Source organism: Paenibacillus sp. RS8 (genome assembly GCF_041956825.1).
Lineage (GTDB): Bacteria > Bacillota > Bacilli > Paenibacillales > Paenibacillaceae > Paenibacillus_AQ.
In genome coordinates this window covers 5,723,057-5,748,643 of sequence record NZ_CP168131.1, presented here as the reverse complement: position 1 = coordinate 5,748,643, position 25,587 = coordinate 5,723,057, and the positions used below count along the sequence as shown (strand labels likewise).

Here is a 25,587-nt window from a genome sequence, read left to right as displayed (position 1 = left end):
ACGGCCGTTAACGCTCAAAGCCAAGATCTGCCATACCCATTGCTGAGATCATTGCTACCAAAACAATATAAGCACTACTGCTACCGTCCTCATTTCGAGGGCGGTACAACCATTTTTCAAAATATTAGAACTTTACTTAAGAAATAAGCTTACGTACTGTAATGGAATTTCTCGTTTAGAAACGATATTAGTTCTGTTTACGAATGATTAGTGTGTTTGCTTTAACAATAATGGAGGAATTATACATGGGTATTCTGGTACAAAAATTCGGAGGAACATCACTTTCAACACCACAAGCTAGAGAGCACGTAATTCGTAACGTCAAACGGGAGCTCGCAAGCGGCTATAGTTTGGTCATCGTAGTTTCGGCTATGGGCCGACGGGGAGAACCTTATGCAACAGACACTCTATTGGATTGGGCTGTGCAGAATGGAGATGCATTACCTGAGCGTGAGAAGGATCTCTTGATGTGCTGTGGTGAGATTATCTCTGCGACTACACTTTGTGGACTGCTGGAGAATGAAGGGATTGCTTCTACCGTATTAACGGGAGCTCAGGCTGGGTTTATGACAGATAGTAACTATGGCAATGCAAGAATCCTAGATGTGCGTCCTGAACGAATTCTCCGCGAACTGCGTGAAGACAAAGTGGTTATAGTGACGGGGTTCCAAGGACAGACTGAAGCTGGTGACTTGACGACTTTGGGCCGTGGAGGAAGTGATACCTCTGCTACTGCTTTGGGCGCTGCTCTTCATGCAGATATGGTTGATATCTATACAGATGTGAACGGAATTCTTACAGCAGATCCGCGGATCGTTGAAGATGCAAAACCGCTAACGTATGTTAGTTATACAGAAATTTGTAACATGGCTCATCAAGGAGCAAAAGTAATCCATCCACGTGCGGTTGAGATTGCTATGCAGGCACAAATTCCAGTGCGAGTTCGTTCAACCTTTTCAGAGGCTGAAGGTACACTGGTTACGAATCCAGAAGGGTTTAACGACATCCAGTCTGGTGGCATTGTAGATCGCTTCGTGACAGGGATTGCTTACGTTAGCAACGTTACCCAAATTTCAGTGGAGTGTCCAGACGGAAATGGTACGGGCGTTCAATTGCAAATTTTTAAAAGTATGGCGGACAACGGAATAAGTGTTGATTTTATTAATGTAACACCTACGGAAGCACTTTATACTGTGTTCGATGACAAATCAGAAAAGGCCATCTCGGTACTCCAGCAATTGGGTTTGCGCCCTAAGAGCTTATCAGGTTGCGCAAAAGTCTCCGTTATCGGGGGCGGAATTAACGGTGTGCCTGGTATTATGGCTCGCATTGTTGAGGCACTTAGCTCACAAAATATTCAGATTCTCCAATCCGCAGATTCGAATACAACGATTTGGGTGCTGGTGAAGAAAGAGGACATGGTGCAGTCCCTGCGTTCGCTGCATGCTATGTTTGAATTGCACCGCTGACAAGGAGGAATTCAAAGTGGATTTCGGAAGATTAATAACAGCCATGGTAACCCCCTTTGACGGGGATGGAGAAATCAACTGGGATGTAACTTCAGAGCTTGTCGATTATTTAATTGAGGAACAGAAAACAGAGGCGTTGGTTGTCTGCGGCACGACCGGAGAATCTCCAACGTTAAGTGATGAGGAGAAATTGCAGCTGTTTTCTTTTGTACTTGAGAAGGCGAATGGTCGCTGCAAAATCATCGCTGGGACAGGTAGCAATAATACGAAACATTCGATTCACCTCACGAAGGAAGCTGAGAAAATTGGTGTGGATGGCGTGTTATTGGTCGTCCCGTATTATAATAAGCCTAATCAGGAAGGGCTTTATCAGCATTTTTCTGCAATTGCTTCGGAGACTTCATTGCCAGTCATATTGTATAACGTTCCAGGTCGCACGGGTGTAAGTATGAGTGTAGACACAACCCTACGACTTGCTGAAATTCCGAATATTGTTGCGACAAAAGAATGTGCATCTGTCGATCAAATTACACTTATTGCTTCTTCGTGTTCCGATGACTTTCGCGTATATACTGGTGATGATTCAGCAGGATTAGCTAGTCTAGCCGTTGGAGGATACGGGATTATCAGTGTAGCTAGTCACGTCGTTGGTGCACAAATGTCAGAAATGATCTACGCATACACTTCAGGAAACGTTCAACGAGCAGGAGAGATTCATCGGCAATTGTTCCCAATTTTCAAAGGATTGTTCGAATGTCCTCAACCTCTACCGAATCCTTCTGCGGTTAAATATGCTTTAGGTCTGAAGGGGCTGCCTGTTGGAGGCGTCAGATTGCCGCTTATTTCACCTACAGAAGCTGAAGCAGCTTTTATTGAGGCATTATTTCAATAAGTGCGGATCAGTGATATTTTAGTATTTACACCGGCTTCTCCTTTGGAGAGCCGGTTTTTATTTTTATAATATTTTGCTGAAATATTGGGTCACATTTAAGGAAAGAATTTGGATACGCGACAGGGTGACTTGTCTTTTGCCAAAAAAATCATGTATAATGATCTTAAGTGACTGGGTGCGGTTAAAATTAAATATGCGGTAATCTTCCGTCAATGGTATACATTGTGAGACAGGATAGGTCCCAAGATGAGTCTGTGTAAATGATTGACATGTCTTCGCGCGAGGGGCGCGACGGTGAATTTTGACGGCATTTGTCCGCTTCAATATGAACTTTACTGCCCGGAATCGGGAGCTTTCGCATTGCGCATTTTACAGATTTCAGGAATATCCTTGTTAATTAAGGAAGCTATCAGCTGTTTGAAGAATGTGTTCAGCGCCGCTGAAATAATCGAAGTTCAATATTTACCAATAAAAGTATGACGTCCAACATCATAGGAGGGTTAGATTCATTTGTCCAAAAAAAACAACAACGATAAATTGATGATTTTCGCATTGGGCGGAGTCGGAGAAATCGGGAAAAACATGTATGTCATTCAATATGGAGCTGACATAGTAGTCGTGGATTCGGGACTGAAGTTCCCGGAAGAAGATATGCTCGGTATTGATATTGTAATTCCTGATATCTCTTATTTGACAGAGAACCGTGACAAGGTAAGAGGGATTGTGCTTACCCACGGACACGAGGATCACATCGGTGGTCTCCCATATGTCCTGAAGAACTTGAATGTTCCGGTTTATGGAACAAGACTTACATTAGGCCTTGTAGAGAACAAATTGAAGGAAGCAAACTTGCTGGGTGACACCAAACGAATTTTGATCAATGAAGATTCAGAAATTCAACTTGGAAGCTCGCTCAAAGTTACGTTCTTCAGAACAAACCACAGTATTCCGGATTCCGTCGGTGTGTGCATAGAAACACCAGAAGGTAACGTAGTTCATACGGGAGATTTCAAATTTGACCACACTCCAGTCAACGGTCAATTTGCAAATCTGCATCGTATGGCTGAAATTGGTCAAAAGGGTGTACTTGCGCTTTTGTCGGATAGTACGAATGCTGAGAAACCAGGCTTTACCCCATCTGAGAAGAATGTCGGTATCGTTCTGGAAGACATTTTCCGCAAGGCTGAACAACGTGTCGTTGTAGCAACTTTTGCTTCCAACGTGCACCGTATTCAACAAGTGGTTAATGCAGCAGAATCCACAGGCCGTAAGATTACAGTAATTGGCCGTAGTATGGTAAACGTTGTATCCATCGCTTCTGAGCTTGGATATTTGAACGTACCAGATGGTATGCTGATTGAGCCTGAAGAAATGAACAGAATGGCAGCGAACCGTGTCGTTGTTCTTTGCACAGGCAGCCAAGGCGAGCCAATGTCTGCATTGACCCGTATGGCACGTTCCAGTCATCGTAAAGTAGATATCTTGCCTGGTGATACTGTTATCATTGCGGCAACACCGGTTCCGGGTAACGAGAAATATGTAGGCCGTACCATTGATGAATTGTTCCGTCTTGGCGCTAACGTTATTTATAGCGGTTCCAATTCCGGGGTTCACGTATCCGGTCACGGTAGCCAGGAAGAGCTTAAACTTATGCTCAACCTGATGAAACCGAAATATTTCATTCCAATTCACGGTGAATATCGTATGCAGCGCAAACATGCCCTTTTGGCAGAATCTGTTGGCGTAGATTCTCAGAACATTTTCATTACTGAAATCGGTGAGATTGTGGAAATTCAAGGCGGTGCCGCTCGTAAAGCTGGTAAAGTAACGGCTGGTAACGTATTGATCGACGGTCTGGGTGTAGGTGATGTAGGTAATATTGTATTGCGTGACCGTAAACTGCTGTCTCAGGATGGTATTTTGGTTGTCGTGGTTACACTTAGCAAACAAAATGGTGCGATTGTCTCCGGACCTGACATCATTTCCCGTGGTTTCGTTTATGTTCGTGAGTCCGAAGGACTGCTCGACGAAGCGAACCGAATTGTTTCCAGTACATTGCAACGCCTGATGAGTGAGAAAGTAAATGAGTGGGCTTCGCTTAAAACAAGCGTAAAAGATTCGCTCGGTCGTTTCTTGTATGAGCAAACGCGTCGTAGACCGATGATTTTGCCAATTATCATGGAAGTGTAAGGAGAATTCTCCTTAAATAAATATATAGCTAGGGCAATGGCCCCTTTTCCCCGGAAATATTGGACGGTTTCTACGGGAAAAGGGGTTTTTGTATTGTTTATATTCACATCATAAGGAGAGGGTTGCATAATGCGGGGCCCTGAAATGTCATACTAATGAAAGTTAGTAAGGCTATAGCAGACCAGAGCTGCATAAGAAAAGGGAGAGCTGCGAAGATGAACTACATGGATGGATCAAATGGAGCAAAGAATGAGGAAGTTATACCACAAGAGGGAAATCCGAGTACAAATGAGAATATGCCGCCCACTACAATGGGTGCAATAAAAGAGCTTGGACAAACAGCGGTTCCTAGCGGTGAACCGGATATCTTTTGCATAACGATTATTGGTCAAATTGAGGGTCATATTGTTATGCCTCCTCAGAACAAAACAACAAAATATGAGCATATCATTCCGCAGCTGGTGGCAGCTGAACAAAATAAGAATATTAAAGGTCTGCTTATTATTTTAAATACTGTAGGTGGAGATGTGGAAGCTGGTCTAGCGATTGCCGAAATGATTTCTTCGCTCTCTAAACCGACAGTAACAGTTGTCATTGGAGGGGGACATAGTATTGGCGTTCCGATCGCTGTATCCTCTACGTATTCGATTATTGCGGAAAGTGCAACGATGACGATTCATCCGATTCGTATGAATGGTTTGGTAATCGGTGTACCACAAACGTTCGAATATATGGAGAAAATGCAGGAGCGCGTAGTAAAATTCGTTACTTCCCATTCTCGGATTTCTGAGGATCAGTTCCGTGACTTGATGTTTAAGACGGGTGAGCTCAATCGTGACATTGGAACCGCCGTTGGGGGACTCGATGCCGTTAAATATGGTCTCATGGATGAGGTGGGCGGGATCGGAGCGGCCTTAGCACATCTTAACCGCATGATCGGTGGAGATTTCTCTGCAGCGCCTACTGCAGCAATTTCGGGAGGGCTTACGCAATGACACTTTATACGATAATGTCGATGGAACAGGTGTGGGAAGGAGCATTTAATAATTACGTTACAACGCGAGAAGTTAGTGTTCAAGGGATGCTAATGCAGGTTGAGCCAATGGAGGAAGGACGTGCTCGCATAGTAAGATTGCTGGATTGTCCTTTGGAGCGTTATTTGGATCCATCGTTCTCTCCTGGAGCGATAATTACGTTAACATAAAGATTCATTTTCTGACAAAAGAGAACATAGGTACGCCACGCCATTATATGGTATAATGTTGTTCCGGGGGTGGCTGGCGTGGCTAAACGAAAAAAGAAGAAGAAAAAAGCGCTGCTCGGCAGCGTTTTAAAATATGAAATTTATGGAATTTTACTAATAACGATATCCGTTATTGCTCTGTCCGGTGAAGCGGCGGTAGGGCGATCACTTTCAAGTATGGCGGGTTATTTATTAGGGAGATTTTATTTTGTGTTGCCGCTTGTCGGTATTTTTTACGGTCTTATGGTTATGATCCACCGAAGATGGCCTTCATCTTGGAACAGTCGGCATACAGGCGTGCTTCTGCTTCTGCTATCCATGTGCCTTATGAGTACGATATCTGCAATGGAGCAGAAGCTTGGCCCGTTGTCACTGCTTCATCCTGGTAACGTGATGACACAAATACATAATGATCTTTCGGGATCTCTTTCGCCCGGTGTTAACAATAGTAATGTTTACATGCTGGGTAAGGATATTAGCGGTGGATATATCGGCGGTTTGGAGTATGCTGCACTCCTGTGGCTCTTTGGTAGTCTGGGAGCTAAGCTGCTAATGATCGTCATGCTTGCCATCAGTTTTATGTTAATTACAAATCTTTCTTATGTGGAGATTATTACTCTTTTGCGAGTGCGTACCGTTAAGTTTGTGGAAGGGATTCGTCTTCATGCGGCAAACCGTCCGAAGGCTGTCCCAGTAGCAGCGAGACCTTCCAAAGCAGCGGCACCCGCTAAGACACGGGCAGTGAAGCAGCCTGTCTATGAAGAGGATGATGAAGAGGAAGAGGATGATCGTTATTTGCCTAATCGCAAACAACCTGTCCTATTGAAAAAAATATCGGGCTGGTTCTCAGGATCAACACGTCCAGAGGTAGATGTAGATCCTGAGGATGATGATCAGGGGCCAATTGTAACAAGTGCTTCGCACGGTCCGATCATTTCGGGGCTTTCAGCAAATAGTCGTGTGACGCCACTTGAAGATATACATCATGATTTTGATGATGCTGATATGGATATGGAACCTGTGACTCCAATTATCCGAGACTTTTTTGAGCATATCCGCTCAGAAGGGCTGAATGAAGAAGATCGGGAGGAATGGAGTGAATTTTCTCCTGCGGCTCGTGGTGTTACCGGCAAAGCTCCTGTTACTGGGGTTAATGCAGTTAATCAACCACCTTCAGATGAGCCTGAGGAAAATGTGAACATAGACTTGGATGGATTGTTAACTGCAACTCCTGAAGGGGAGATCATTCCTGCTCCACCGGCACCGCCTCCACCCAAGCCTTATAAGCTGCCATCTTTCCGTCTTCTAGCCAAACCTAACAACAGTGGTAAAGCGGGGGATCAGAATGATTATATGCAGACTGCCCGTAAGCTAGAAGCTACACTTGAGAGCTTTGGTGTTCGGGCAAAGGTTCTTGAAGTAGTTAGAGGTCCAGCAGTTACACGGTATGAGATTCAGCCGGATATTGGTGTCAAGGTTAGTCGCATTGTTAATCTTACGGATGACATTGCACTTGCTCTTGCAGCCAAAGATATTCGTATGGAGGCGCCAATTCCAGGTAAATCAGCCATTGGGATAGAGGTACCGAATTCCGAAGTGTCTGTTGTAACTATGCGTGAAGTTATGGAAACACAGATTTTTCAGGAAGCTGAATCCAGACTATCTATTGCTTTTGGACGTGATATTTCAGGTCAGACGATTATCGGGAACTTAGCGAAGATGCCCCATCTATTGGTAGCTGGTGCAACGGGTTCGGGTAAATCGGTTTGTATTAATGGGATTATAACGAGTATTTTATATAAAGCTAAACCCAATGAAGTCAAATTCCTGATGGTAGATCCGAAGATGGTAGAGCTGAATGTCTATAATGGGATTCCCCATCTTTTGGCTCCAGTAGTTACTGATCCGAAGCGGGCGAGTTTAGCTTTGAAGAAGATCGTTGTGGAAATGGAGAAAAGGTATGAACTCTTCTCCAAATCAGGAACGCGTAACATGGAAGGTTATAATAAGCTGATGGCAGAGAATCCAGCTGCGATACTTCCGTATATTGTTGTTATTGTGGACGAGCTTGCGGATTTGATGATGGTTGCCGCTAACGATGTAGAGGATGCTATCTGTCGACTCGCACAGATGGCGCGTGCAGCAGGTATTCATCTAATCATCGCTACTCAGCGTCCTTCTGTTGATGTCATTACAGGTCTGATTAAAGCTAATATTCCATCTCGTATCGCTTTTGGTGTATCGTCCAATGTAGACTCGCGTACCATTCTGGATATGCCAGGTGCGGAGAAGCTGTTAGGTCGGGGAGACATGCTGTTCTTACCGATGGGGGCTTCTAAACCGATTCGTGTGCAGGGTGCCTTTATGAGCGATCAAGAGGTTGAGACAATCGTTCAATATGTCAGCAGTCAAGGTGAAGCAGAATATGACGAGTCCATTGTTCCAGAGGTTGATGACACAATTGCTGAAGACCAGGAGCCACAGGATGAATTATATGAGCAGGCCGTAACGATCGTGCTTGAAGCGAAGCAAGCTTCAGTCTCGCTACTACAGCGCCGGATGAGGGTTGGTTACACCCGTGCAGCCCGTTTGATTGACTCTATGGAGGCTCGTGGGGTAATAGGGCCTTACGAAGGCAGTAAGCCGCGTGAGGTGCTTGTATCACTAGAGCAGTATCAGCATAACAAGATCAGTTCTTAAGCTGGACAAGTCAGTTTAAGCCTTTAATAGAAAGTAAAAGGGGGGTCGACTCCAAGTAGTTCATACTACTTGGAGTCGACCCCTTACTCATGCTGAAGAAGTGTAAATGACACTTCAAATAAGTGCTTTAGTGAAGCTTCATTAAAATAATTAGGGAATTTCTCCCTGAAATTCTGAGATTATTAGTTTTCAGACTTACAATTAGGGAAAAGCTCCCTATAATTCATCTAGTTTGGTAAGAAATAAAGGAATTGGCCTTATTTTTAGGGAGGAATTCCCTGATTCCATTCATTATCAGAGAATATCCACTATTTTCAGGGAGTTTTTCCCTAAAAGTACGAACCTATTACTTGGACTATTGTGTATTCATAAAACTAAAATGTTGAGAAGTATGACGTATATCTATAATTTCTATTAATGCTTGGTTCCACAGTAAAATGTGGTCCCTTAAATTCATGATTCATATCAACTCCATTTTTTTCTTATTTTGATTATAGTTGATAATAATTCTCAATTACAATGAAAAGCTATTTCTTCTTTTTTAGTAATGCATAGGATGCACTGACAGTCGTCATAATAACTTTAGCCATCCATGCAGAACTTACAAAAGAAAGGTAGAGCGAACCCTATGAAGAAACAAAAGATGTGGATATTTGCTGCTTTAACTCTTGCACTTGCAGCCGCGCCGTTTGCAGGAACGTTTTTCAAGGGAAATGGCATTGTTCAGACCAAGCAAAGTGCTGCTGCGTCATTTGTCCACGAGTTAAATAATCCTGACGAAGAAGCCTTGCCGGCTTTCAGTACAACACCCATTAAACTTGGTTCAACAGGTCAGGATGTCTATGAATTGCAGGGACGATTAAAGCATTTAGGTTATTATGCCGGAAAAATAGACAGTCATTTTGGGCCGAAAACGAAGAATGCAGTAACCTGGTTTCAATGGAAATTCGGGATGAAGTCTGATGGCATTGTAGGAGCTAAAACTAAGCTGAAGTTGTATAACGCAACTAAGAATTGGAAGCCGACTGAACCTTCTTCAGGAACGGGAAATAAGACAGCACAGAATAACACTGGTAATAAAACAAATACGTCCAATAAAACGAATTCTCCAGGATTGTCTTCAGGTAATACGATGGGCTTATCGGAGAATGATCTCAAGATCATGGCCAATGCCGTGTATGGAGAAGCAAGAGGTGAGCCTTTCGAAGGTCAGGTTGCAGTAGCCGCGGTTATTTTAAACCGTGTGAAATCACCTAGTTTTCCCAATTCGCCGTCGGGAGTTATTTTTCAACCGGGAGCTTTTACAGCTGTAGCCGATGGACAAATCTATCTGGAGCCAAATGAACAAGCACGCAAGGCAGTGCAACAAGCGCTTAATGGTTGGGACCCTTCCGGAGGATGTTTGTATTACTTCAATCCTAAAACAGCGACCTCTAAATGGATTTGGACCCGTCCTCAGGTCAAGACGATTGGTCAGCATATTTTCTGTATGTAGATAAGAAGGATAGAAACTTCAGAGAGCAACCGGGAAGAGGCTTCCGGTTGCTTCCTTACTTTGGAATGGTTTAGAATGGTTAATAATTCATAAACATGATAATGAGCAACTATCCACGCCGTAAAGGAGTTTTGGACTTGACTAATAATGTATTTCAGCATGGCACCGTTGGAGGCTTGCGTATTCACGTTATGCCAACCAAGGCGTTCAAGACCTACGCGATCTCACTTTATGCGGGTATTCCTCTTGACGAGAATACAGTGACCTCTACTGCACTAGCTCCATTCGTGCTTCGCAGAGGTACCGCGACTTATCCGGAGACCACGCAATTCCGCGAGCGTTTGGAGGAACTGTATGGCGCTGGATTTGGGTTTGATATTTATAAAAGAGGCGATTACCAAATCGTTCAGTTCCGCATGGATACCATTAACGACTCTTTCGTACAAAACCAGGAGAACTTGCTTGAACAATCCTTCGCTTTCTTAGGAGAAGTTCTGACTCGTCCATTAGTTGAAGACGGAAGCTTCCGACCTTCGTATGTTGCAACGGAGCGTGAAACCGTTCGCAAAAAGCTGGAGTCCATCGTAAATGACAAGATACGTTACGCTGCTGAACGTTGTATTGAGGAAATGTGCCGCAACGAGCCATACCGTCTTCACCCTCTGGGGCAAAGAGCGGATCTAGATCGAATCACTCCGAAAAGTTTGTATGAATCCTACAATGCATGGCTGGATGAAGCCATCCTTGATCTCTATGTAGTGGGAGACACAACAGTTGACGAAGTTGAAAAACTTGTACAGCGTCATTTCGGTCGGATTCAGTCCGAGGTGGGCTTATATAGCTCTAAGTTCGTCCCTGTATCGGTTAATGAGGTACGGACAGTAGAAGAGAAGCTGGATGTCAGTCAGGGCAAGCTGAACCTGGGACTACGCACCTCTATTACTTATAAGGATGATTCCTACGCCTCCGCGCTTATGTACAATGGTATATTAGGAGGGTATCCACACTCTAAACTTTTCGTTAATGTACGTGAGAAGGCAAGTCTTGCTTACTATGCTTCGTCTCGTTACGACGGACATAAGGGCATTGGAACGATTCAATCCGGTATCGAAACGCAAAATTACGGCAAAGCCGTGGACATTATAGAGAAGCAATTGGAAGAAATGAAAGCTGGCAATATCAGTGATCTGGAGCTTAGCCAGACCAAAGCTATGATCCGCAATCAGCTTTCTGAGATTCCGGATTCAGCTTTTGAAATGATCTCTTACGACTTCAACCGCCAGTTGTCAGGAAAAGATCGAACAGCGGATCAGCTATTACAGCAGGTGGAACAAATCGGCGCAGAAGACGTAAAAGCCGCTGCCGAAACCTTTCAACTGGATACGATTTATTTCTTGACAGGAAAGGAGGAATAACGATGGAACAAATTCATTACGACAGACTACAAGAGACCATTTATCATGAGGTCATGGATAACGGACTTCAGGTATACGTGCTGCCGAAACCAACATTCAAAAAAACCTATGCTACATTTGCTACTAAGTACGGTTCTGTTGACAACCACTTTCATGTCGCAGGCGGAGAAGAGACTACTGTTCCTGATGGTATCGCTCACTTTTTAGAGCACAAGATGTTCGAAGAGCCAGAAGGCGATATTTTTGCTACCTTCGCTTCGAATGGAGCCTCGGCCAATGCTTTTACAAGCTTTGATCAGACAGTTTATCTTTTCTCAGCAACTGAGAATATAGAGACCAATCTTAGTACGCTCGTTGATTTTGTTCAACGACCTTATTTTACAGATGAGAATGTAGAAAAGGAAAAGGGAATTATTGGTCAAGAAATCAATATGTATGCTGATAACCCGGATTGGCGTGTGTATTTTGGCCTTATTGAAGCGATGTATTCAAAGCATCCGGTACGGATTGACATTGCAGGTACGATAGAATCGATTAGTACGATTACGAAAGAAACGCTGTACACTTGTTATAACGCTTTTTATCATCCAAGCAATATGCTGTTGTTTGTGGTTGGAGGCGTGGATCCGGAGAAAGTATTCTCCTTGATTCGCAGTAACCAAAAGGGTAAAACCTACGGCAATCAAGGTGAAATCAAGCGTATTTTTGAAGATGAACCAGTACAAGTGGCTACAAAACGTCTAGAAAGCAAGCTTGCCGTATCGATGCCCAAAATCATGTTTGGTTTCAAGGAAAAAGTAGACGGTCTAACGGGTGAAGCTTCTCTAAAACGTGATCTAATAACCAAGCTAATGCTTGATTTGTTGGTTGGTAGCAGCACAGCATTGTATCAAAAGCTATATGATGAGGAACTGATCTCGGACAGCTTTGGACATGAATTTAATAGTTCTCCGCAGTATGCTTTTTCTGCAATGGGTGGGGATACGAAGGATCCGGATTTGCTTTTAAAACGAATAAAAGAAGAAATTGATCTAATCTTAAAAACTGGCTTTGCGGAGAAGGATTTCGAGCGGGCACGGAAAAAGAAAATAGGCGGATATTTGCGCATGCTGAACTCCCCTGAAAATATTGCACATGAATTTACACGCTACCAGTTCCGCGGTGGTGACCTGTTTGAAGTTCTGCCTATTTACGAATCAATTACTTTGGCAGAAGTTAATAAGCGTCTGCAAGCCCATGTAAACTGGGATCAACTTGCCGTATCATTGGTGGTGAGTCCTTAGGTGAGCGTTTTGGGAGAGAGCAGCAAACCACTAGGGGAAATGACAGTGCTCGTTACAGGGGGCAGCGGAGGGATCGGCGGCGCCATTGCAGAACGGTTTGCTTCTGTCGGCATGAATATAGTTATTCATTACAAGCACTCACATGAGGCTGCGAATGATGTCGCTCGGCGTTGTATGGCCCTTGGAGCAAAGGTAATGACAGTAAACGCGGATATGAAGGACCGTAGTCAGATTGTACGTATGGCTGAAAAGCTGGAGAGTAATGGGATGCAGCCGGATATCCTCGTCAATAATGCCGGTAAATCGCATTACGGAATGCTAGCTGATGTGACCGAAGAAGAATGGGATGATATTATGTCCATTAACTTGAAGGGAACCTTTATGTGCAGTCAGATCTTTATGCCGTACATGGTGTCTCAGCGTTATGGTCGTATCATCAACGTTTCTTCCGTATGGGGAATCACTGGAGCTTCTTGTGAAGTAGCTTATTCGGCTAGCAAAGGTGGAGTGAATGCCTTTACAAAAGCTTTAGCTAAAGAGCTGGCTCCATCTGGTGTAACGGTTAACGCGGTAGCTCCAGGAGCGGTTAATACGAACATGTTATCCAATTTACAGGAGGATGAAGTCCGTATGTTGGAGGATGAGATTCCGGCAGGACGTTTGGCTACTCCTAATGAAATATCATCACTGATTTATTTTTTGGCTTTGCCTGAGTCCGGGTATATCACGGGTCAGATTATTAGTCCAAACGGTGGATGGATTACCTGATGCTTATGTTGGAGAAAACCACCAGCATAAGAACTTAGCGTCTGAGACATATTATAAGTGTTGTTTTTAAATCTCACGTAAGACGGCTTACAGCCTGTATGCAGGTGTTTGACCGTAAATATGAAGGAGGATTTAAGATGACACAAGGCGATAGCGTAATCAAAAATTTTGACACCTGGAAAAAATTTCTGGGAAAACGAGTTGTACAGGCGGAGAAACTTGGGATGAGTGAAGACACAATCTCAAAGCTGGCTTTTGAAATCGGGGAATTCCTCGATGAAAAAGTGGATCCAGCAAACACTCAAAACCGTGCAATCAAAGAGCTATGGGACGTCGGTAACGATGAAGAAAAGCAGACGATTGCAAAACTCATGGTCAAATTGGCGAAAAATCACGCCTAAGTTTGCGGAAAAGCTCCCCTTGTGGGAGCTTTTCTGCAATTATTACAGGACTGACCTTGCCTTTCATTTTTATTTTATATATCATTAACATGACCCGTGTTTCAGATCGCTTTGTCTGAACGGCATTTTTTTGATGGATATCAAAGTGCAGGGAAAAGGAATCTATGAGGTGTACAAGTGGAATATAAACAATGGTATATGGAGTACAAGATACACAAGAACAGACCCGGTCTGCTTGGTGATATCGCTTCAATGTTAGGGATGCTAGAAGTCAACATTCTAACGATTAATGGCGTTGAAGGAAAGACACGCGGAATGTTGCTGGAGACTAATGACGATGACAAAATAATGCTGATGGGCGAAATGCTCAAGAAAGTTGATAATATTACAGTTTCAGCTCTGCGGTCTCCAAGACTCGTAGACAAGCTGGCTGTGCGCCATGGGCGATATATTGAACGGGATTCAGATGATCGAAAGACGTTTCGTTTTACCCGCGATGAGCTCGGTCTTTTGGTCGATTTTCTCGGGGAGCTGTTTAAAAAAGATGGAAATCAGGTAATAGGACTTCGAGGTATGCCCCGTGTAGGAAAGACTGAATCGATTATTGCCGGCAGTGTCTGCGCGATGAAGCGGTGGACATTTGTCTCTTCGACACTTTTACGTCAGACGGTTCGAAGTCAATTAGCAGAAGATGAGATGAACCCACATAATGTATTTATTATTGATGGTATTGTTAGTACGATCCGCTCTAATGAGAAGCATTATAATTTATTACAAAATGTTATGAGTATGCCAAGTACGAAAGTGATCGAGCATCCAGATATTTTTGTGCGGGAATCTGAGTACACCTTTGATGATTTTGATATTATTATTGAGCTTCGCAATAATCCAAATGAAGAAATATTGTACGAGTCGTTCACGACGAGCTACAGTGATGATCTATAAAACACCAATGATGATTCATTGAAACTTACAGGAGGTGATGGTATGTCGGAACTGGGCCGGCAATTGAAAGAGGCGCGTCTGCAAAAAGGGATGAGTCTTGACGATGTCCAGGAAGTAACGAAAATTCGCAAAAAGTATTTGGAAGCCATCGAGTCTGGAGACTATAAGGTGCTTCCAGGAAGTTTTTATGTTAGGGCGTTTATCAAAACATACGCAGAGGCAGTAGGTATGAGCCCAGACGAGCTGCTAGAGGAGCATGGGAATGTACCTGCCCCTCCTGAAGACACAGCTATGGAAACGGTGATTCAAAAACGCAGTCGTAGACCAGAAACCGAACGGAATGCAAAATGGCTGCCAACAGTGCTAATGTGGACATTTCCAATATTGATTATTGTTGTGATTTACATTTATGCTTCCAGTTTGAACAAGCCGGACCCCGCTCAAATTGATCAGACGAATCTGACGAATGAACAGCAGGATCCTACGACAGCACAGACATCTCCACCGGCTTCAGGAGGAGGTGTTGTAGCGCCAACGGCTTCAGCAGGTACAGAAGCAACAACTGAACCTACGGCAGAGCCTACGCCAACACCTACGCCTTCCCCGCAATCCATTACAGTTACACCGGATGGGAAATCAGGAAAAACTACCAAGTTCAAGGTTTCAGCTCCGGCTGGAAGTGAAGTGAAGGTTGAGATTTCTGCTACTGGAGTAAGCTGGCTTGAGGTGTATAAAGGTGAGAACTCTAAAGGTGAGAAGCTCTCATTTGGTAACACAGCGGCAGGAGATCATATGAGCTTTGTTCTCGGAAGTGAAGGAATGTATATTAAATCTGGTTATTCACCAGCTACTGAGATTACTGTCAATGGACAAGTAATTACAGATGAAAAGACCTCATCTCGTCTGTTAATTAATCTGGATGATGGTACTGGAAGTCAAACGACCCAGAATGAAGGTACCACTGATACTACTGACCAGACTAATGAAACAGGCCAATAACAAAAACGATGCATAGACTTTGGCTGCGCGGGGAACATAAGATTGTTTCCAGTTCTTAGCCAAAGTGAGGTGACATTCTTATGATCGTTAGCTGGATTGTAGCTGGACTTGGGGTTATTGTCAGTCTCATCGGATACTATATGACGCCAAGTGCTTGGGGCTATGGAATTCTCGGTTTCGGTATTGCACATATTGTGCTTGGAATTCTGGATATGTTTCGAAGCCCGCTCCGAAGCAGATAGAAAACTTAGAAATGAGCGTCTCCGAGGGGATACTCCCCTGTGGAGACGTATTTCTACCATTGAACAGAACTCATTTCGAAGGAAAAGCTCCACTCTGTGGGGCTGTTTTCTGTGTCGGGTGGGGTACATATTATCCAAAATTAGACTTAAGGGTATCATTCTTTTATAATAGTAGCAGACTAAAAAGTACAAAGGACGTGGAGTTATGAGTTCAGAAAGTTCATTTGATATCGTATCTAAAATGGATATGCAGGAATTAACTAATGCGATCCACCAAACAGAGAAAGAAATTGATAACCGATTTGACTTTAAGAACAGTAAAAGCAGTCTGAAGCTTGAGAAAGACGCACTTATTATCGCCTCTGAGGACGAATATAAGTTAAATGCTGTTATCGATATTTTACAATCGAAGATGGTGAAGAGAGGTATCACGCTGAAGAACTTGGATTTTGGCAAAGTGGAGCCTGCTTCCCTGGGAAGTGTTCGTCAGCGCTTAGGTCTTAAGCAAGGGATAGATCAGGAGAACGCAAAAAAAATTAACATCCTGATTCGTGATTCGAAATTGAAGGTGAAGAGCCAGATTCAAGGAGATCAGATCCGCGTAACCGGTAAGAGTCGCGATGATTTACAGCAAATTATCCAGATTTTGCGTAAAGCTGATTTGCCACTGGACCTGCAGTTCAACAACTTAAAATAGAATTTTGTACCCCGCAGTGCTTATCAGCACCATGATGCGGGGTGCTTTGTATTTTTTTTGACACCTATATATAGCTATAATATACTTGCTTAAGTAGAAATAGATGAGCCTGACTCAGGTCATTTGTATGAACGATTTAGGGGAGGAACTTCAGTGAATTTGCCCAACCGCATCACGCTAGCACGTATTTGCCTGATCCCGATTATGATGTTTTTCTTACTGGTGGATTTTAGCTTTTACCCAGAACCAATACATTGGGGCTCTTTCCAGCTATCTGTTAATCATTTGGTAGCCGCTGTAATCTTTTTGCTTGCAGCCAGCACAGATGGAATAGACGGCTACATAGCTAGGAAATATAATATGGTGACCAACCTCGGTAAGCTCCTTGATCCGTTAGCGGACAAGCTGTTAGTTTCCGCTGTTCTGATTTCACTTGTCGAACTGGGCAGATGTGATTCATGGATTGCAATTGTTATCATAAGTCGTGAGTTTGCAGTAACCGGGCTTCGCCAGATCGCATTGTTAGAGGGGAAAGTGGTTGCCGCCAGCAAATGGGGCAAGATAAAGACGGTTGTACAAATTGTAGCGATCTCACTGCTGTTGTTGAACAATTTTCCATTTCAATTCGTCAGCATTCCTGTAGACGATATTGCCATTTGGGCTGCAGCTTTGATCACTATTTACTCTGGAATTGATTATTTTGTGAAGAATAAAGAGCTGCTACAGCTGCATAATGCTTAAGCATTTTAGGTAGCTACATATAGGAGAGGTAATAGGTAAAGTACCTATTACCTTTTTTAAACCCTAAAGGCAGTGTGTCTACATTATAACTAGGAGGCGAAAGCCAGGGATGAAAGCGGAGATTATTGCAGTAGGCACGGAGCTTTTGCTCGGTCAAATCGTAAATAGTAATGCCCAGTTTCTATCTATAGAGTTAGCTGCTATTGGGATTGATGTATATTTTCAAACCGTAGTTGGCGATAACAGCAGTCGCTTGCAGCAAGCTATTGAAATCGCTCAAAACAGAGCTGATGTTATCATTTTTACAGGTGGTATTGGTCCGACAGAAGATGATCTTACAAAAGATGCATTGGCTGCTTCTTTAGGTCGAACACTCCATATAGATCGTTTGGCAATGGATCATGTACAACGTTTCTTTGATGATCGTAAGATTGTAATGACAGAGAATAATCGTAAACAGGCACTTATAATTGAAGGAACCACACCTTTGCCAAATGAGATTGGTCTTGCTGTGGGTATTGCTTTTGAGCATGAAAAGAAATATTATATTGTGCTTCCTGGTCCGCCTCGCGAGATGAAACCAATGTTCGTAGATAAAGCAGTACCGTGGCTTCAGCAGCATGCTCTGACGTCAGAAATGCCACTTTATTCTAAAATGCTAAAATTTGCAGGTATCGGAGAATCACTGCTTGAGGATAAGCTCATAGATCTGATTCACAGCCAGACAGACCCAACCATAGCTCCATATGCAAAAGAGGGAGAAGTAACCGTTCGTATTTCGACAAAGGCGCCTTCCGAGCATGAAGCTTTCAAGAAGCTGGAGATTCTGGAGAAGCAGATCAAAGAGATTTTGCCAGAGCATTTATATGCGAATATTGATGTACCACTAGAACAGCTAATTGTAGATTGGATGGCGGATGCAGGTCTGACTTTAAGTGCGGCGGAGAGCTGTACCGGAGGCTTGCTGATGGAGAGTATAACCAACATACCAGGTAGCGCTTCGATGTTTGCGGGAGGAATCGTCTGTTACTCGAACGATCTAAAGAAAAAACTTCTGAATGTGCCAAGTGCTTATTTGGAGGGGCCTGATGCTCCAGGGGCGGTAAGTCGTGAAGTTGCCGAGGTGTTGGCCGATCAGGTGAGAATGATTGCGGACAGTGATTTCGGTTTATCTGTAACAGGCGTAGCAGGACCAGGCTATTCTGAACGTAAACCAGTCGGACTTGTATTTATTGGTTTAGCTGAACGCGGGCGTAAGACAGAGGTATATGAGCTTAATCTTAAAGGGACACGTGAGAATATACGACTGCGTACTGTTAAAGCTCTACTGTATCGACTATGGCGTAGACTTGAGGAACGCAAGGTGGAGACACCACTTGAGGGTTCAGACTTGTAATGGGAGATTAGCCCAGTTATAATTGGAACATACGGAAGAACCGTGGCACTGAGATTTCTTTGCTGCGGTTTTTTGTATATTTGCAGAGATTTTGATCAATGTTTTTGGTTATGATCATAAGTCGTTGATGTCCGGTGAAGTAGAGAAATCAGTTAACTTCTATATCCGGAAGGAGGCTTACAATAAAAGGGATAATTAACGCTTGAGACAAAAAAAACGAATGTATGTTCGAAAAAAAGCTTGGCAAGACCTCAAAAACACGTTATTATATTATTATAAACAGTGAAGGAAGTGGTCTGATTGTCAGATCGTCGTGCAGCGCTTGATATGGCGCTTCGTCAAATAGAAAAACAATTTGGTAAAGGTTCGATCATGAAACTGGGAGAATCCACTCATATGCAAGTGGAAGTTGTACCTAGCGGATCTTTGGCACTTGATATTGCGTTAGGTATAGGCGGACTTCCAAAGGGACGTATTATTGAAGTATACGGACCTGAATCCTCCGGTAAAACAACTGTTGCTCTTCATGCTATTGCAGAAGTGCAAAAACAAGGAGGACAAGCTGCATTTATCGATGCTGAGCATGCGCTCGATCCGAAGTATGCACGTAACTTGGGCGTAAACATTGATGAATTGTTACTATCTCAGCCAGATACGGGTGAACAGGCACTTGAGATTGCTGAAGCACTTGTACGAAGTGGCGCAGTAGACATTATTGTCGTTGACTCCGTAGCTGCTTTGGTTCCTAAAGCGGAAATTGAAGGCGATATGGGTGATTCACACGTCGGCCTACAGGCTCGTTTGATGTCTCAAGCGCTTCGGAAGCTTTCTGGTGCCATTAGTAAATCAAATACAATTGCTATCTTTATTAACCAGCTTCGTGAGAAAATTGGTGTTATGTTCGGTAACCCTGAGACAACTCCGGGTGGACGAGCACTGAAATTCTACTCTTCCGTACGGTTGGATGTTCGTCGTGTGGAAAGTATCAAAATGGGTAACGACGTTGTAGGTAACCGCACCAAGATCAAGATTGTGAAGAATAAGGTAGCACCTCCATTTAAACAAGCTGATGTTGATATCATGTATGGTGAAGGGATTTCCAGAGAAGGAAGTCTTGTAGACATCGGTACTGAAATGGACATCGTGAATAAGAGTGGTGCATGGTATTCCTATGAAGGCGAGCGTCTCGGCCAAGGACGTGAGAATGCCAAACAGTTCTTGAAGGAACATCAAGATATTTCGCTCATCATTGAGAACAAGATTCGTGAAGCAAGTAATCTCTCCACTATTGTTGCTGCACCAAATGAAGCGGAAATCATTGCAGAGCAAGAGGAAGAAGAAAAGCTACTTCTCGAAATCGAACAATAGAATTTATTAAGGAATAGGACGCCCTGTGATTCATTGTTGCAGGGTGTCTTTTCTTAACGCATCAGAAATATTTATTTGGGGGGTCCTCGCAAAGTACCTGAGTACGCATCGAATTTAAGCTACACTTTGTGGGGGATATTTTATTGCTATGAGGTGACAAGCAACTATGGTAATACAGCTGGATATGGATTTTGAATCGGATGAGCAGGACTTACAAGTTCTTGCAGATTTTCCTGATGGAGAACTTTTAGAAATCACTAAGGTAGAACGTCAGAAGAAATCGGATCACCGCTATATCATACATTTCGGAGCTTATAACATGACTGTACACGAAGACGTCATGATTAAATATCGGATGATTACTGGGAATTCTTTTATGAAAGCCGATTTGGAGGAAATTGTTGTTGCTGATGAGCGACAACGAGCTTATGTAGAAGGACTTCGTTATCTAGAACGAAAGCCACGAACCGCTATGGAAATGACTCGCCGTTTACGGCAGAAGGAAATAGGGGAGACTATTATTGCGGAAGTGGTGCAACGGCTACAGCAGGAAAGACTTCTTGATGACCCTTTGTATGCAAAGCAATGGGCAGAGCAACGCATTACGAACCAACGCAAAGGAAAGATGTGGATTCGCCAAGAGCTACGTGAGAAAGGAATCGACAAATCTTTAATCTCGGAGGCCTTGGAGAATATCAGCCCAGAACAAGAACTTGAGAGTGCACTTCAGACCGGACGTAAGAAATGGAATCTCATCCGAGGTGAAGCTGCAGATAAGAGAAGAAAGACTGGCGCCTTCTTAATGCGGCGTGGATTCTCAGGCGATATGGTGCGTCAAGTGATCAATACTTTACTTGAAGAAGACAATTATGAGGGTGAAGATGAGGAATTTTACTAGACTCACTGATTCTCTTGACATTAATGCGCATATCGACTCTCTTGACAATGTCTTTTTATAAATAATAAAATATAACATGAATCGGCATAAAGTAAGAATCCTTTTTCCTTCCCAAAAAGGGGACTTTTTAAAACGGTTCGCGTACAACTCATATGAAATGTAATCGCCGGATAAGGCGGGCAGTGTGCATGTGCAGCATGTGCAGTATGGCAATCGGTTGTTTACCGGTTTTTTGTATGGTGATGAACGGATAGTTTAACAACTGCACAATTCCCAGGGGGATACCTTGGAGAGGAACCAACGAGGAGGTGAACAGATGCAAGCATGGATCTGGGTCATTATCGTTCTCGTTGTAGCTGCATTATTCTTTGGGTTCGGTTATTTTATTCGTAAATCCCTTGCAGAAGCTAAAATTCAAAGCGCAGAAAGAGAAGCCGTAGTCATCGTGGAGAACGCGAAGAAGGACGCAGAGGCGCTGAAGAAAGAAACGGTATTGGAAGCTAAGGACGAAGTCCATAGAATCCGTACTGAAGCTGAGAAAGAAACTCGTGAACGTCGGAATGAAATCCAACGGCAAGAGAGACGTTTGCTGCAAAAGGAAGAATCTCTGGATAAAAAAATGGAATCGCTTGAAAGAAAAGAAGAACAAGTAGCTAACAAAGAGAAACGAATTGATGAAACCCAACAGCAAATTGATGTTATTTACAAAAACCAAGTCACTGAATTGGAGCGCATTTCCAATTTAAGCATCGAAGATGCAAGAAGTATTATTCTTAGCAATGTTGAGCAAGAAGTTCGCCATGAAACGGCTCAAATGATCAAAGAAATTGAACAGCAGGCGAAAGAGGAAGCGGATAAGAAATCCCGCGAAATCATCACACTCGCTATCCAACGCTGTGCAGCTGATCACGTAGCCGAGACAACAGTTTCAGTTGTTACCCTGCCGAACGAAGAGATGAAAGGTCGGATTATCGGTCGTGAAGGCCGTAACATTCGTGCACTCGAAACTCTTACAGGTATCGACCTCATTATTGATGATACTCCGGAAGCAGTTATTTTGTCGGGATTTGATCCAATCCGTCGCGAAGTGGCCCGTACGGCACTTGAGAAACTAGTGGCAGATGGACGTATCCACCCCGCTCGTATTGAAGAGATGGTGGAAAAATCCCGCAAAGAAGTGGACGAAAGAATTCGCGAATATGGTGAACAAGCTACTTTCGAAGTGGGTGTTCATGGATTGCATCCAGACTTGATCAAGATTCTGGGTCGTCTGAAATTCCGTACAAGCTATGGTCAAAATGTATTGAAGCACTCTATGGAGGTTGCTTATTTGACTGGACTGATGGCCGGTGAGCTTGGGGAAGACATCGTGCTTGCAAAACGTGCAGGATTGCTTCATGATATCGGCAAAGCGCTGGATCATGAAGTAGAAGGATCGCATGTTGAGATCGGCGTTGAACTAGCGAAGAAATATAAGGAACATCCGGTTGTTATCAACAGTATCGCGTCTCATCATGGAGATTGCGAAGCTACCTCGGTTATTGCTATGTTGGTTGGTGCCGCTGATGCATTGTCAGCAGCAAGACCTGGCGCTCGCCGTGAAACACTGGAAACGTATATTAAACGTCTAGAAAAACTGGAAGAAATCTCAGAGTCGTTCGAAGGCGTTGAGAAATCATTTGCTATTCAGGCGGGCCGTGAGGTACGCGTGATGGTACAGCCAGAGAAGATTGACGATGCAGAGGCATTCCGTCTTGCTCGCGATATTACGAAGATGATTGAAAGTGAACTGGATTATCCAGGACATATCAAAGTTACCGTTATTCGTGAGACACGGGCTGTTGAATACGCTAAATAGGTGGAATATAAGGTTAAGGGATAAGATGTAACTTATACTTTCTTATATTTGTTGAGAATTGGCCCCTAAGCGGGGCCTTTTTTCTTTTGAATATGAGCTCTTATCCATTAGATATAGCGTTTAAGATTAGGAGGAGAGAATCATTAAAGTACTATTCATTGGAGATATCGTTGGAAATGTTGGCAGAAAGGCTCTTCGTGAGATGTTACCCTCACTAAAAAGCAAATATCAGCCACATATCATTATTGTTAATGGCGAAAATTCTGCTGCCGGTAGAGGGATCACTAAGGCGATCGCTAATGAGTTTTTTAACTGGGGCGTTCACGGAATAACTATGGGGAATCACACATGGGACAACAAAGATATTTTTGAGTTCATCGATGATGAGGCTCGGATTATTCGTCCTGCTAATTTTCCGCCAGGAACACCGGGAAGAGGTTATACCGTTGTTAAAGGTAATGGTAAAGAACTGGCTATAGTAAATTTACAAGGCCGGACGTTTTTACCTGCTATTGATTGTCCTTTCCGTGTTGGGGAAGAAATTGTTGAAGAGCTTCGTAGAGATCATAAATGTATTCTCGTTGATTTCCATGCAGAGGTAACCTCTGAGAAAATCGCTATGGGGTATTTCATGGATGGCCGCGCATCGATTGTTGTTGGGACACATACGCATGTTCAGACTAACGATGATGTGATTTTGCCAGGAGGAACTGCGTATTTAACCGATGCGGGTATGGTTGGTTCAAGCGAAGGTATTCTGGGTATGGAAAGAGATGCAGTACTTTACAAGTTCACAACTCAGCTTCCAGCACGATTTGTTGTCGATGAAGGTAAGTGGCAGCTTCACGGTTTATTTGCAGAATTAGATGAAACTACTGGTGCGGCAACTCGTCTGGAGAAGATACGGTTGCGTGAAGATGAATGGGTTATGAGCTAAACGTAGAACAGAGTATCGTTTAATCCGGGGAATTTCGCTGAGTAAGGGTAAAGTGTGATATTTTTTATATCGTAAAAGAGTATCTTTTATACCGTTTTTGGAAGACGTGGTCCGTAAAAAGAAGGAATTATTTCTTCTCTCGCGAATAACATCTAAAGTAGTGGAAGAACACCATTATTTTCCCAGGGGAGGTACTTACTATGGATGTATTAAAAGTATCAGCTAAATCCAATCCAAATTCCGTCGCCGGCGCATTAGCGGGTGTTCTTCGTGAACGTGGATCGGCAGAATTACAAGCTATTGGAGCTGGAGCACTGAATCAAGCAGTCAAAGCAGTTGCCATTGCCCGGGGATTTGTTGCACCAAGCGGAGTTGATTTGATCTGCATTCCTGCCTTCACTGATATAGTGATTGATGGAGAAGATCGAACCGCGATTAAACTGATTGTTGAACCCAGATAATAGACCTATAGAATGAATGAACCTGTTTACTATTGTAAACAGGTTTTTTGCTTTTGATTTATAGTCAGGAGTTTTTCTGCATAATATCTGAAATAGGCACTTAGAAGTAAAATGTACGGCTGGAACTGTGAGGAGGTGGGGGTGCTAAATGAGAGCTGAAAAGTTTAAGGTAGCAGATTTTCATTGTGATGTGCTAAGCAAAATGCAAGCCTCTCCGGATATTAATTTCGACAATGACCCTCGATTAGATGTTACTGCAGAACGGTTGGCATCTGGCGGAGTGGAGTTGCAATGTTTTGCGATATATCTTTCAGCTACGAGAGGTAAACCTAGCTTTGAACATGTTTTAGGACAAATTGATCTCTTTAGGCAAAAGATAGTGAGCACAGATGGGCTTCAGTGGTTACGCTGGAAGGAGGAAGTGGAGAATCGATTAGTTGGAGCACCTCCTCAAGCAATGCTCTCTCTGGAGGGCGTAGACGGCTTAGAAGGGAACTTGTTTTATGCTCAGCTCTGTTTCGAACTTGGAGTGCGGTTTCTAGGTGTCACTTGGAATTATGCGAATTGGGCAGCAGATGGTGTGCTAGAGAAGCGTAATGGTGGATTTACGGAGAAAGGGAGAAAGCTGGTAGAATGGTGCAACCACAGTGGAATGCTGCTGGATGTGTCGCATTTGTCGCAAGCAGGGTTTTGGGAACTGGCAGATTTAAGCTCTCGTCCGTTTATAGCTTCTCATTCGAATGCCGCAGCCATTTGCGGTCACGTTAGAAATTTGAAAGATGAACAGATAAAAGCTCTAATTGCGATGGACGGGAGAATGGGGCTGACCTTTTATCCGTGGTTTGTATGTGATCATGGAAAGGCTCGTATGGATGATTTGTTAAAGCATATTGAACAGGTATGCAGTCTCGGCGGAGAGAAGCATCTGATGTTTGGCTCAGATTTTGATGGCATTGATACTTGGGTTGAGAAGTTGGAACATCCGGGAAAATACCCTGATCTTATAGAACAACTGCTTCGTTATTATCCTGAGGATACTGTAAAAGGCTGGATGTATGAGAATGCGACATCTTTTTTAAGCGTAAACTTGCCCTCTCAGGTGTCTAAACCATGACAATCTTGTCCAAAAAACATAAATTGTCGAAAAAAGGGCCTTCGTTATGATGCAGCCCTTTTTATTTTGGTGAAA

At 43.4% G+C, this 25,587-nt stretch carries 23 protein-coding genes; all 23 read left to right on the top strand.

What is annotated here, in order from left to right:
- Positions 1-245: 245 nt before the first annotated feature.
- The 23 genes from dapG (at position 246) to ACDZ28_RS26945 (ending at position 25,512) form a co-directional block, all read left to right on the top strand.
- On the top strand, positions 246-1,469 hold the full coding sequence (gene dapG / locus ACDZ28_RS27055; protein ID WP_042128835.1) for an aspartate kinase: 1,224 nt from the start codon (positions 246-248) through the stop codon (positions 1,467-1,469).
- 16 nt (positions 1,470-1,485) lie between these two features.
- Complete coding sequence (gene dapA, locus ACDZ28_RS27050) at positions 1,486-2,361, top strand: 4-hydroxy-tetrahydrodipicolinate synthase (RefSeq protein ID WP_375103286.1); 876 nt, start codon at positions 1,486-1,488, stop codon at positions 2,359-2,361.
- A 510-nt stretch (positions 2,362-2,871) separates the two neighbouring features.
- Complete coding sequence (locus ACDZ28_RS27045; RefSeq protein ID WP_042128831.1) at positions 2,872-4,551, top strand: ribonuclease J; 1,680 nt, start codon at positions 2,872-2,874, stop codon at positions 4,549-4,551.
- A 215-nt stretch (positions 4,552-4,766) separates the two neighbouring features.
- On the top strand, positions 4,767-5,546 hold the full coding sequence (locus ACDZ28_RS27040) for a ClpP family protease (RefSeq protein ID WP_375103285.1): 780 nt from the start codon (positions 4,767-4,769) through the stop codon (positions 5,544-5,546).
- Positions 5,543-5,755: a YlzJ-like family protein gene (locus ACDZ28_RS27035; RefSeq protein ID WP_375103284.1), complete on the top strand. Its 213-nt coding sequence runs from the start codon at positions 5,543-5,545 to the stop codon at positions 5,753-5,755. Before ACDZ28_RS27040 ends, ACDZ28_RS27035 begins: the two co-directional genes overlap by 4 nt.
- A gap of 78 nt (positions 5,756-5,833) precedes the next feature.
- On the top strand, positions 5,834-8,494 hold the full coding sequence (locus tag ACDZ28_RS27030) for a DNA translocase FtsK 4TM domain-containing protein (RefSeq protein WP_375103283.1): 2,661 nt from the start codon (positions 5,834-5,836) through the stop codon (positions 8,492-8,494).
- A gap of 628 nt (positions 8,495-9,122) precedes the next feature.
- Positions 9,123-9,989 (top strand): spore cortex-lytic enzyme, encoded by an 867-nt coding sequence (gene sleB / locus ACDZ28_RS27025; protein WP_042132275.1) that lies wholly within the window; start codon positions 9,123-9,125, stop codon positions 9,987-9,989.
- A 137-nt stretch (positions 9,990-10,126) separates the two neighbouring features.
- Entirely contained in the window at positions 10,127-11,404 is a 1,278-nt protein-coding gene (gene yfmF / locus ACDZ28_RS27020; protein WP_375103282.1) for an EF-P 5-aminopentanol modification-associated protein YfmF, read from the top strand.
- Between the two features lie 2 nt (positions 11,405-11,406).
- Complete coding sequence (gene yfmH, locus ACDZ28_RS27015) at positions 11,407-12,687, top strand: EF-P 5-aminopentanol modification-associated protein YfmH (RefSeq protein ID WP_375103281.1); 1,281 nt, start codon at positions 11,407-11,409, stop codon at positions 12,685-12,687.
- A 39-nt stretch (positions 12,688-12,726) separates the two neighbouring features.
- Positions 12,727-13,455 carry an elongation factor P 5-aminopentanone reductase gene (gene ymfI / locus ACDZ28_RS27010; protein ID WP_042132274.1) on the top strand — a complete coding sequence of 243 codons (729 nt, stop codon included), beginning with the start codon at positions 12,727-12,729 and terminating at the stop codon, positions 13,453-13,455.
- Positions 13,456-13,592: 137 nt separating this feature from the next.
- Entirely contained in the window at positions 13,593-13,856 is a 264-nt protein-coding gene (locus tag ACDZ28_RS27005) for a DUF3243 domain-containing protein (protein WP_042128820.1), read from the top strand.
- A gap of 177 nt (positions 13,857-14,033) precedes the next feature.
- Complete coding sequence (locus tag ACDZ28_RS27000; RefSeq protein ID WP_042128818.1) at positions 14,034-14,801, top strand: DUF3388 domain-containing protein; 768 nt, start codon at positions 14,034-14,036, stop codon at positions 14,799-14,801.
- A 42-nt stretch (positions 14,802-14,843) separates the two neighbouring features.
- A complete protein-coding gene (locus ACDZ28_RS26995; RefSeq protein ID WP_341113635.1) occupies positions 14,844-15,800 on the top strand; it encodes a RodZ domain-containing protein in 957 nt (318 codons plus the stop codon).
- 80 nt (positions 15,801-15,880) lie between these two features.
- Entirely contained in the window at positions 15,881-16,042 is a 162-nt protein-coding gene (locus ACDZ28_RS26990) for a hypothetical protein (RefSeq protein ID WP_341113634.1), read from the top strand.
- Between the two features lie 205 nt (positions 16,043-16,247).
- The gene (locus ACDZ28_RS26985; RefSeq protein WP_042128814.1) at positions 16,248-16,739 is read left to right on the top strand and encodes a YajQ family cyclic di-GMP-binding protein; all 492 of its coding nucleotides are present in this window, start codon (positions 16,248-16,250) and stop codon (positions 16,737-16,739) included.
- A 153-nt stretch (positions 16,740-16,892) separates the two neighbouring features.
- Complete coding sequence (pgsA, locus tag ACDZ28_RS26980) at positions 16,893-17,480, top strand: CDP-diacylglycerol--glycerol-3-phosphate 3-phosphatidyltransferase (protein ID WP_042128813.1); 588 nt, start codon at positions 16,893-16,895, stop codon at positions 17,478-17,480.
- A gap of 109 nt (positions 17,481-17,589) precedes the next feature.
- A complete protein-coding gene (locus ACDZ28_RS26975) occupies positions 17,590-18,876 on the top strand; it encodes a competence/damage-inducible protein A (RefSeq protein ID WP_042128811.1) in 1,287 nt (428 codons plus the stop codon).
- A 300-nt stretch (positions 18,877-19,176) separates the two neighbouring features.
- The gene (gene recA / locus ACDZ28_RS26970; RefSeq protein WP_375103280.1) at positions 19,177-20,244 is read left to right on the top strand and encodes a recombinase RecA; all 1,068 of its coding nucleotides are present in this window, start codon (positions 19,177-19,179) and stop codon (positions 20,242-20,244) included.
- 166 nt (positions 20,245-20,410) lie between these two features.
- Positions 20,411-21,142 carry a regulatory protein RecX gene (locus ACDZ28_RS26965; RefSeq protein WP_156114826.1) on the top strand — a complete coding sequence of 244 codons (732 nt, stop codon included), beginning with the start codon at positions 20,411-20,413 and terminating at the stop codon, positions 21,140-21,142.
- 316 nt (positions 21,143-21,458) lie between these two features.
- A complete protein-coding gene (gene rny, locus ACDZ28_RS26960; RefSeq protein WP_042128807.1) occupies positions 21,459-23,000 on the top strand; it encodes a ribonuclease Y in 1,542 nt (513 codons plus the stop codon).
- 142 nt (positions 23,001-23,142) lie between these two features.
- Positions 23,143-23,937, top strand: coding sequence for a TIGR00282 family metallophosphoesterase (locus tag ACDZ28_RS26955; RefSeq protein WP_042128805.1), 795 nt, complete (start codon positions 23,143-23,145; stop codon positions 23,935-23,937).
- A gap of 200 nt (positions 23,938-24,137) precedes the next feature.
- On the top strand, positions 24,138-24,398 hold the full coding sequence (locus tag ACDZ28_RS26950; RefSeq protein ID WP_019910496.1) for a stage V sporulation protein S: 261 nt from the start codon (positions 24,138-24,140) through the stop codon (positions 24,396-24,398).
- 148 nt (positions 24,399-24,546) lie between these two features.
- Positions 24,547-25,512 carry a dipeptidase gene (locus ACDZ28_RS26945; protein ID WP_375103279.1) on the top strand — a complete coding sequence of 322 codons (966 nt, stop codon included), beginning with the start codon at positions 24,547-24,549 and terminating at the stop codon, positions 25,510-25,512.
- The last annotated feature ends 75 nt before the right edge of the window (positions 25,513-25,587 follow it).

Coding starts and splice junctions, on each gene's coding strand:
- sleB (WP_042132275.1), top strand. CDS start 9,123: ATGAAGAAACAAAAGATGTGGATATTTGCTGCTTTAACTCTTGCACTT.
- ACDZ28_RS26950 (WP_019910496.1), top strand. CDS start 24,138: ATGGATGTATTAAAAGTATCAGCTAAATCCAATCCAAATTCCGTCGCC.
- ACDZ28_RS27005 (WP_042128820.1), top strand. CDS start 13,593: ATGACACAAGGCGATAGCGTAATCAAAAATTTTGACACCTGGAAAAAA.
- rny (WP_042128807.1), top strand. CDS start 21,459: ATGCAAGCATGGATCTGGGTCATTATCGTTCTCGTTGTAGCTGCATTA.
- ACDZ28_RS27040 (WP_375103285.1), top strand. CDS start 4,767: ATGAACTACATGGATGGATCAAATGGAGCAAAGAATGAGGAAGTTATA.
- ACDZ28_RS26990 (WP_341113634.1), top strand. CDS start 15,881: ATGATCGTTAGCTGGATTGTAGCTGGACTTGGGGTTATTGTCAGTCTC.
- ACDZ28_RS26995 (WP_341113635.1), top strand. CDS start 14,844: ATGTCGGAACTGGGCCGGCAATTGAAAGAGGCGCGTCTGCAAAAAGGG.
- yfmH (WP_375103281.1), top strand. CDS start 11,407: ATGGAACAAATTCATTACGACAGACTACAAGAGACCATTTATCATGAG.
- ACDZ28_RS26965 (WP_156114826.1), top strand. CDS start 20,411: ATGGTAATACAGCTGGATATGGATTTTGAATCGGATGAGCAGGACTTA.
- ACDZ28_RS26945 (WP_375103279.1), top strand. CDS start 24,547: ATGAGAGCTGAAAAGTTTAAGGTAGCAGATTTTCATTGTGATGTGCTA.
- ymfI (WP_042132274.1), top strand. CDS start 12,727: ATGACAGTGCTCGTTACAGGGGGCAGCGGAGGGATCGGCGGCGCCATT.
- ACDZ28_RS27035 (WP_375103284.1), top strand. CDS start 5,543: ATGACACTTTATACGATAATGTCGATGGAACAGGTGTGGGAAGGAGCA.
- ACDZ28_RS26985 (WP_042128814.1), top strand. CDS start 16,248: ATGAGTTCAGAAAGTTCATTTGATATCGTATCTAAAATGGATATGCAG.
- dapG (WP_042128835.1), top strand. CDS start 246: ATGGGTATTCTGGTACAAAAATTCGGAGGAACATCACTTTCAACACCA.
- ACDZ28_RS26975 (WP_042128811.1), top strand. CDS start 17,590: ATGAAAGCGGAGATTATTGCAGTAGGCACGGAGCTTTTGCTCGGTCAA.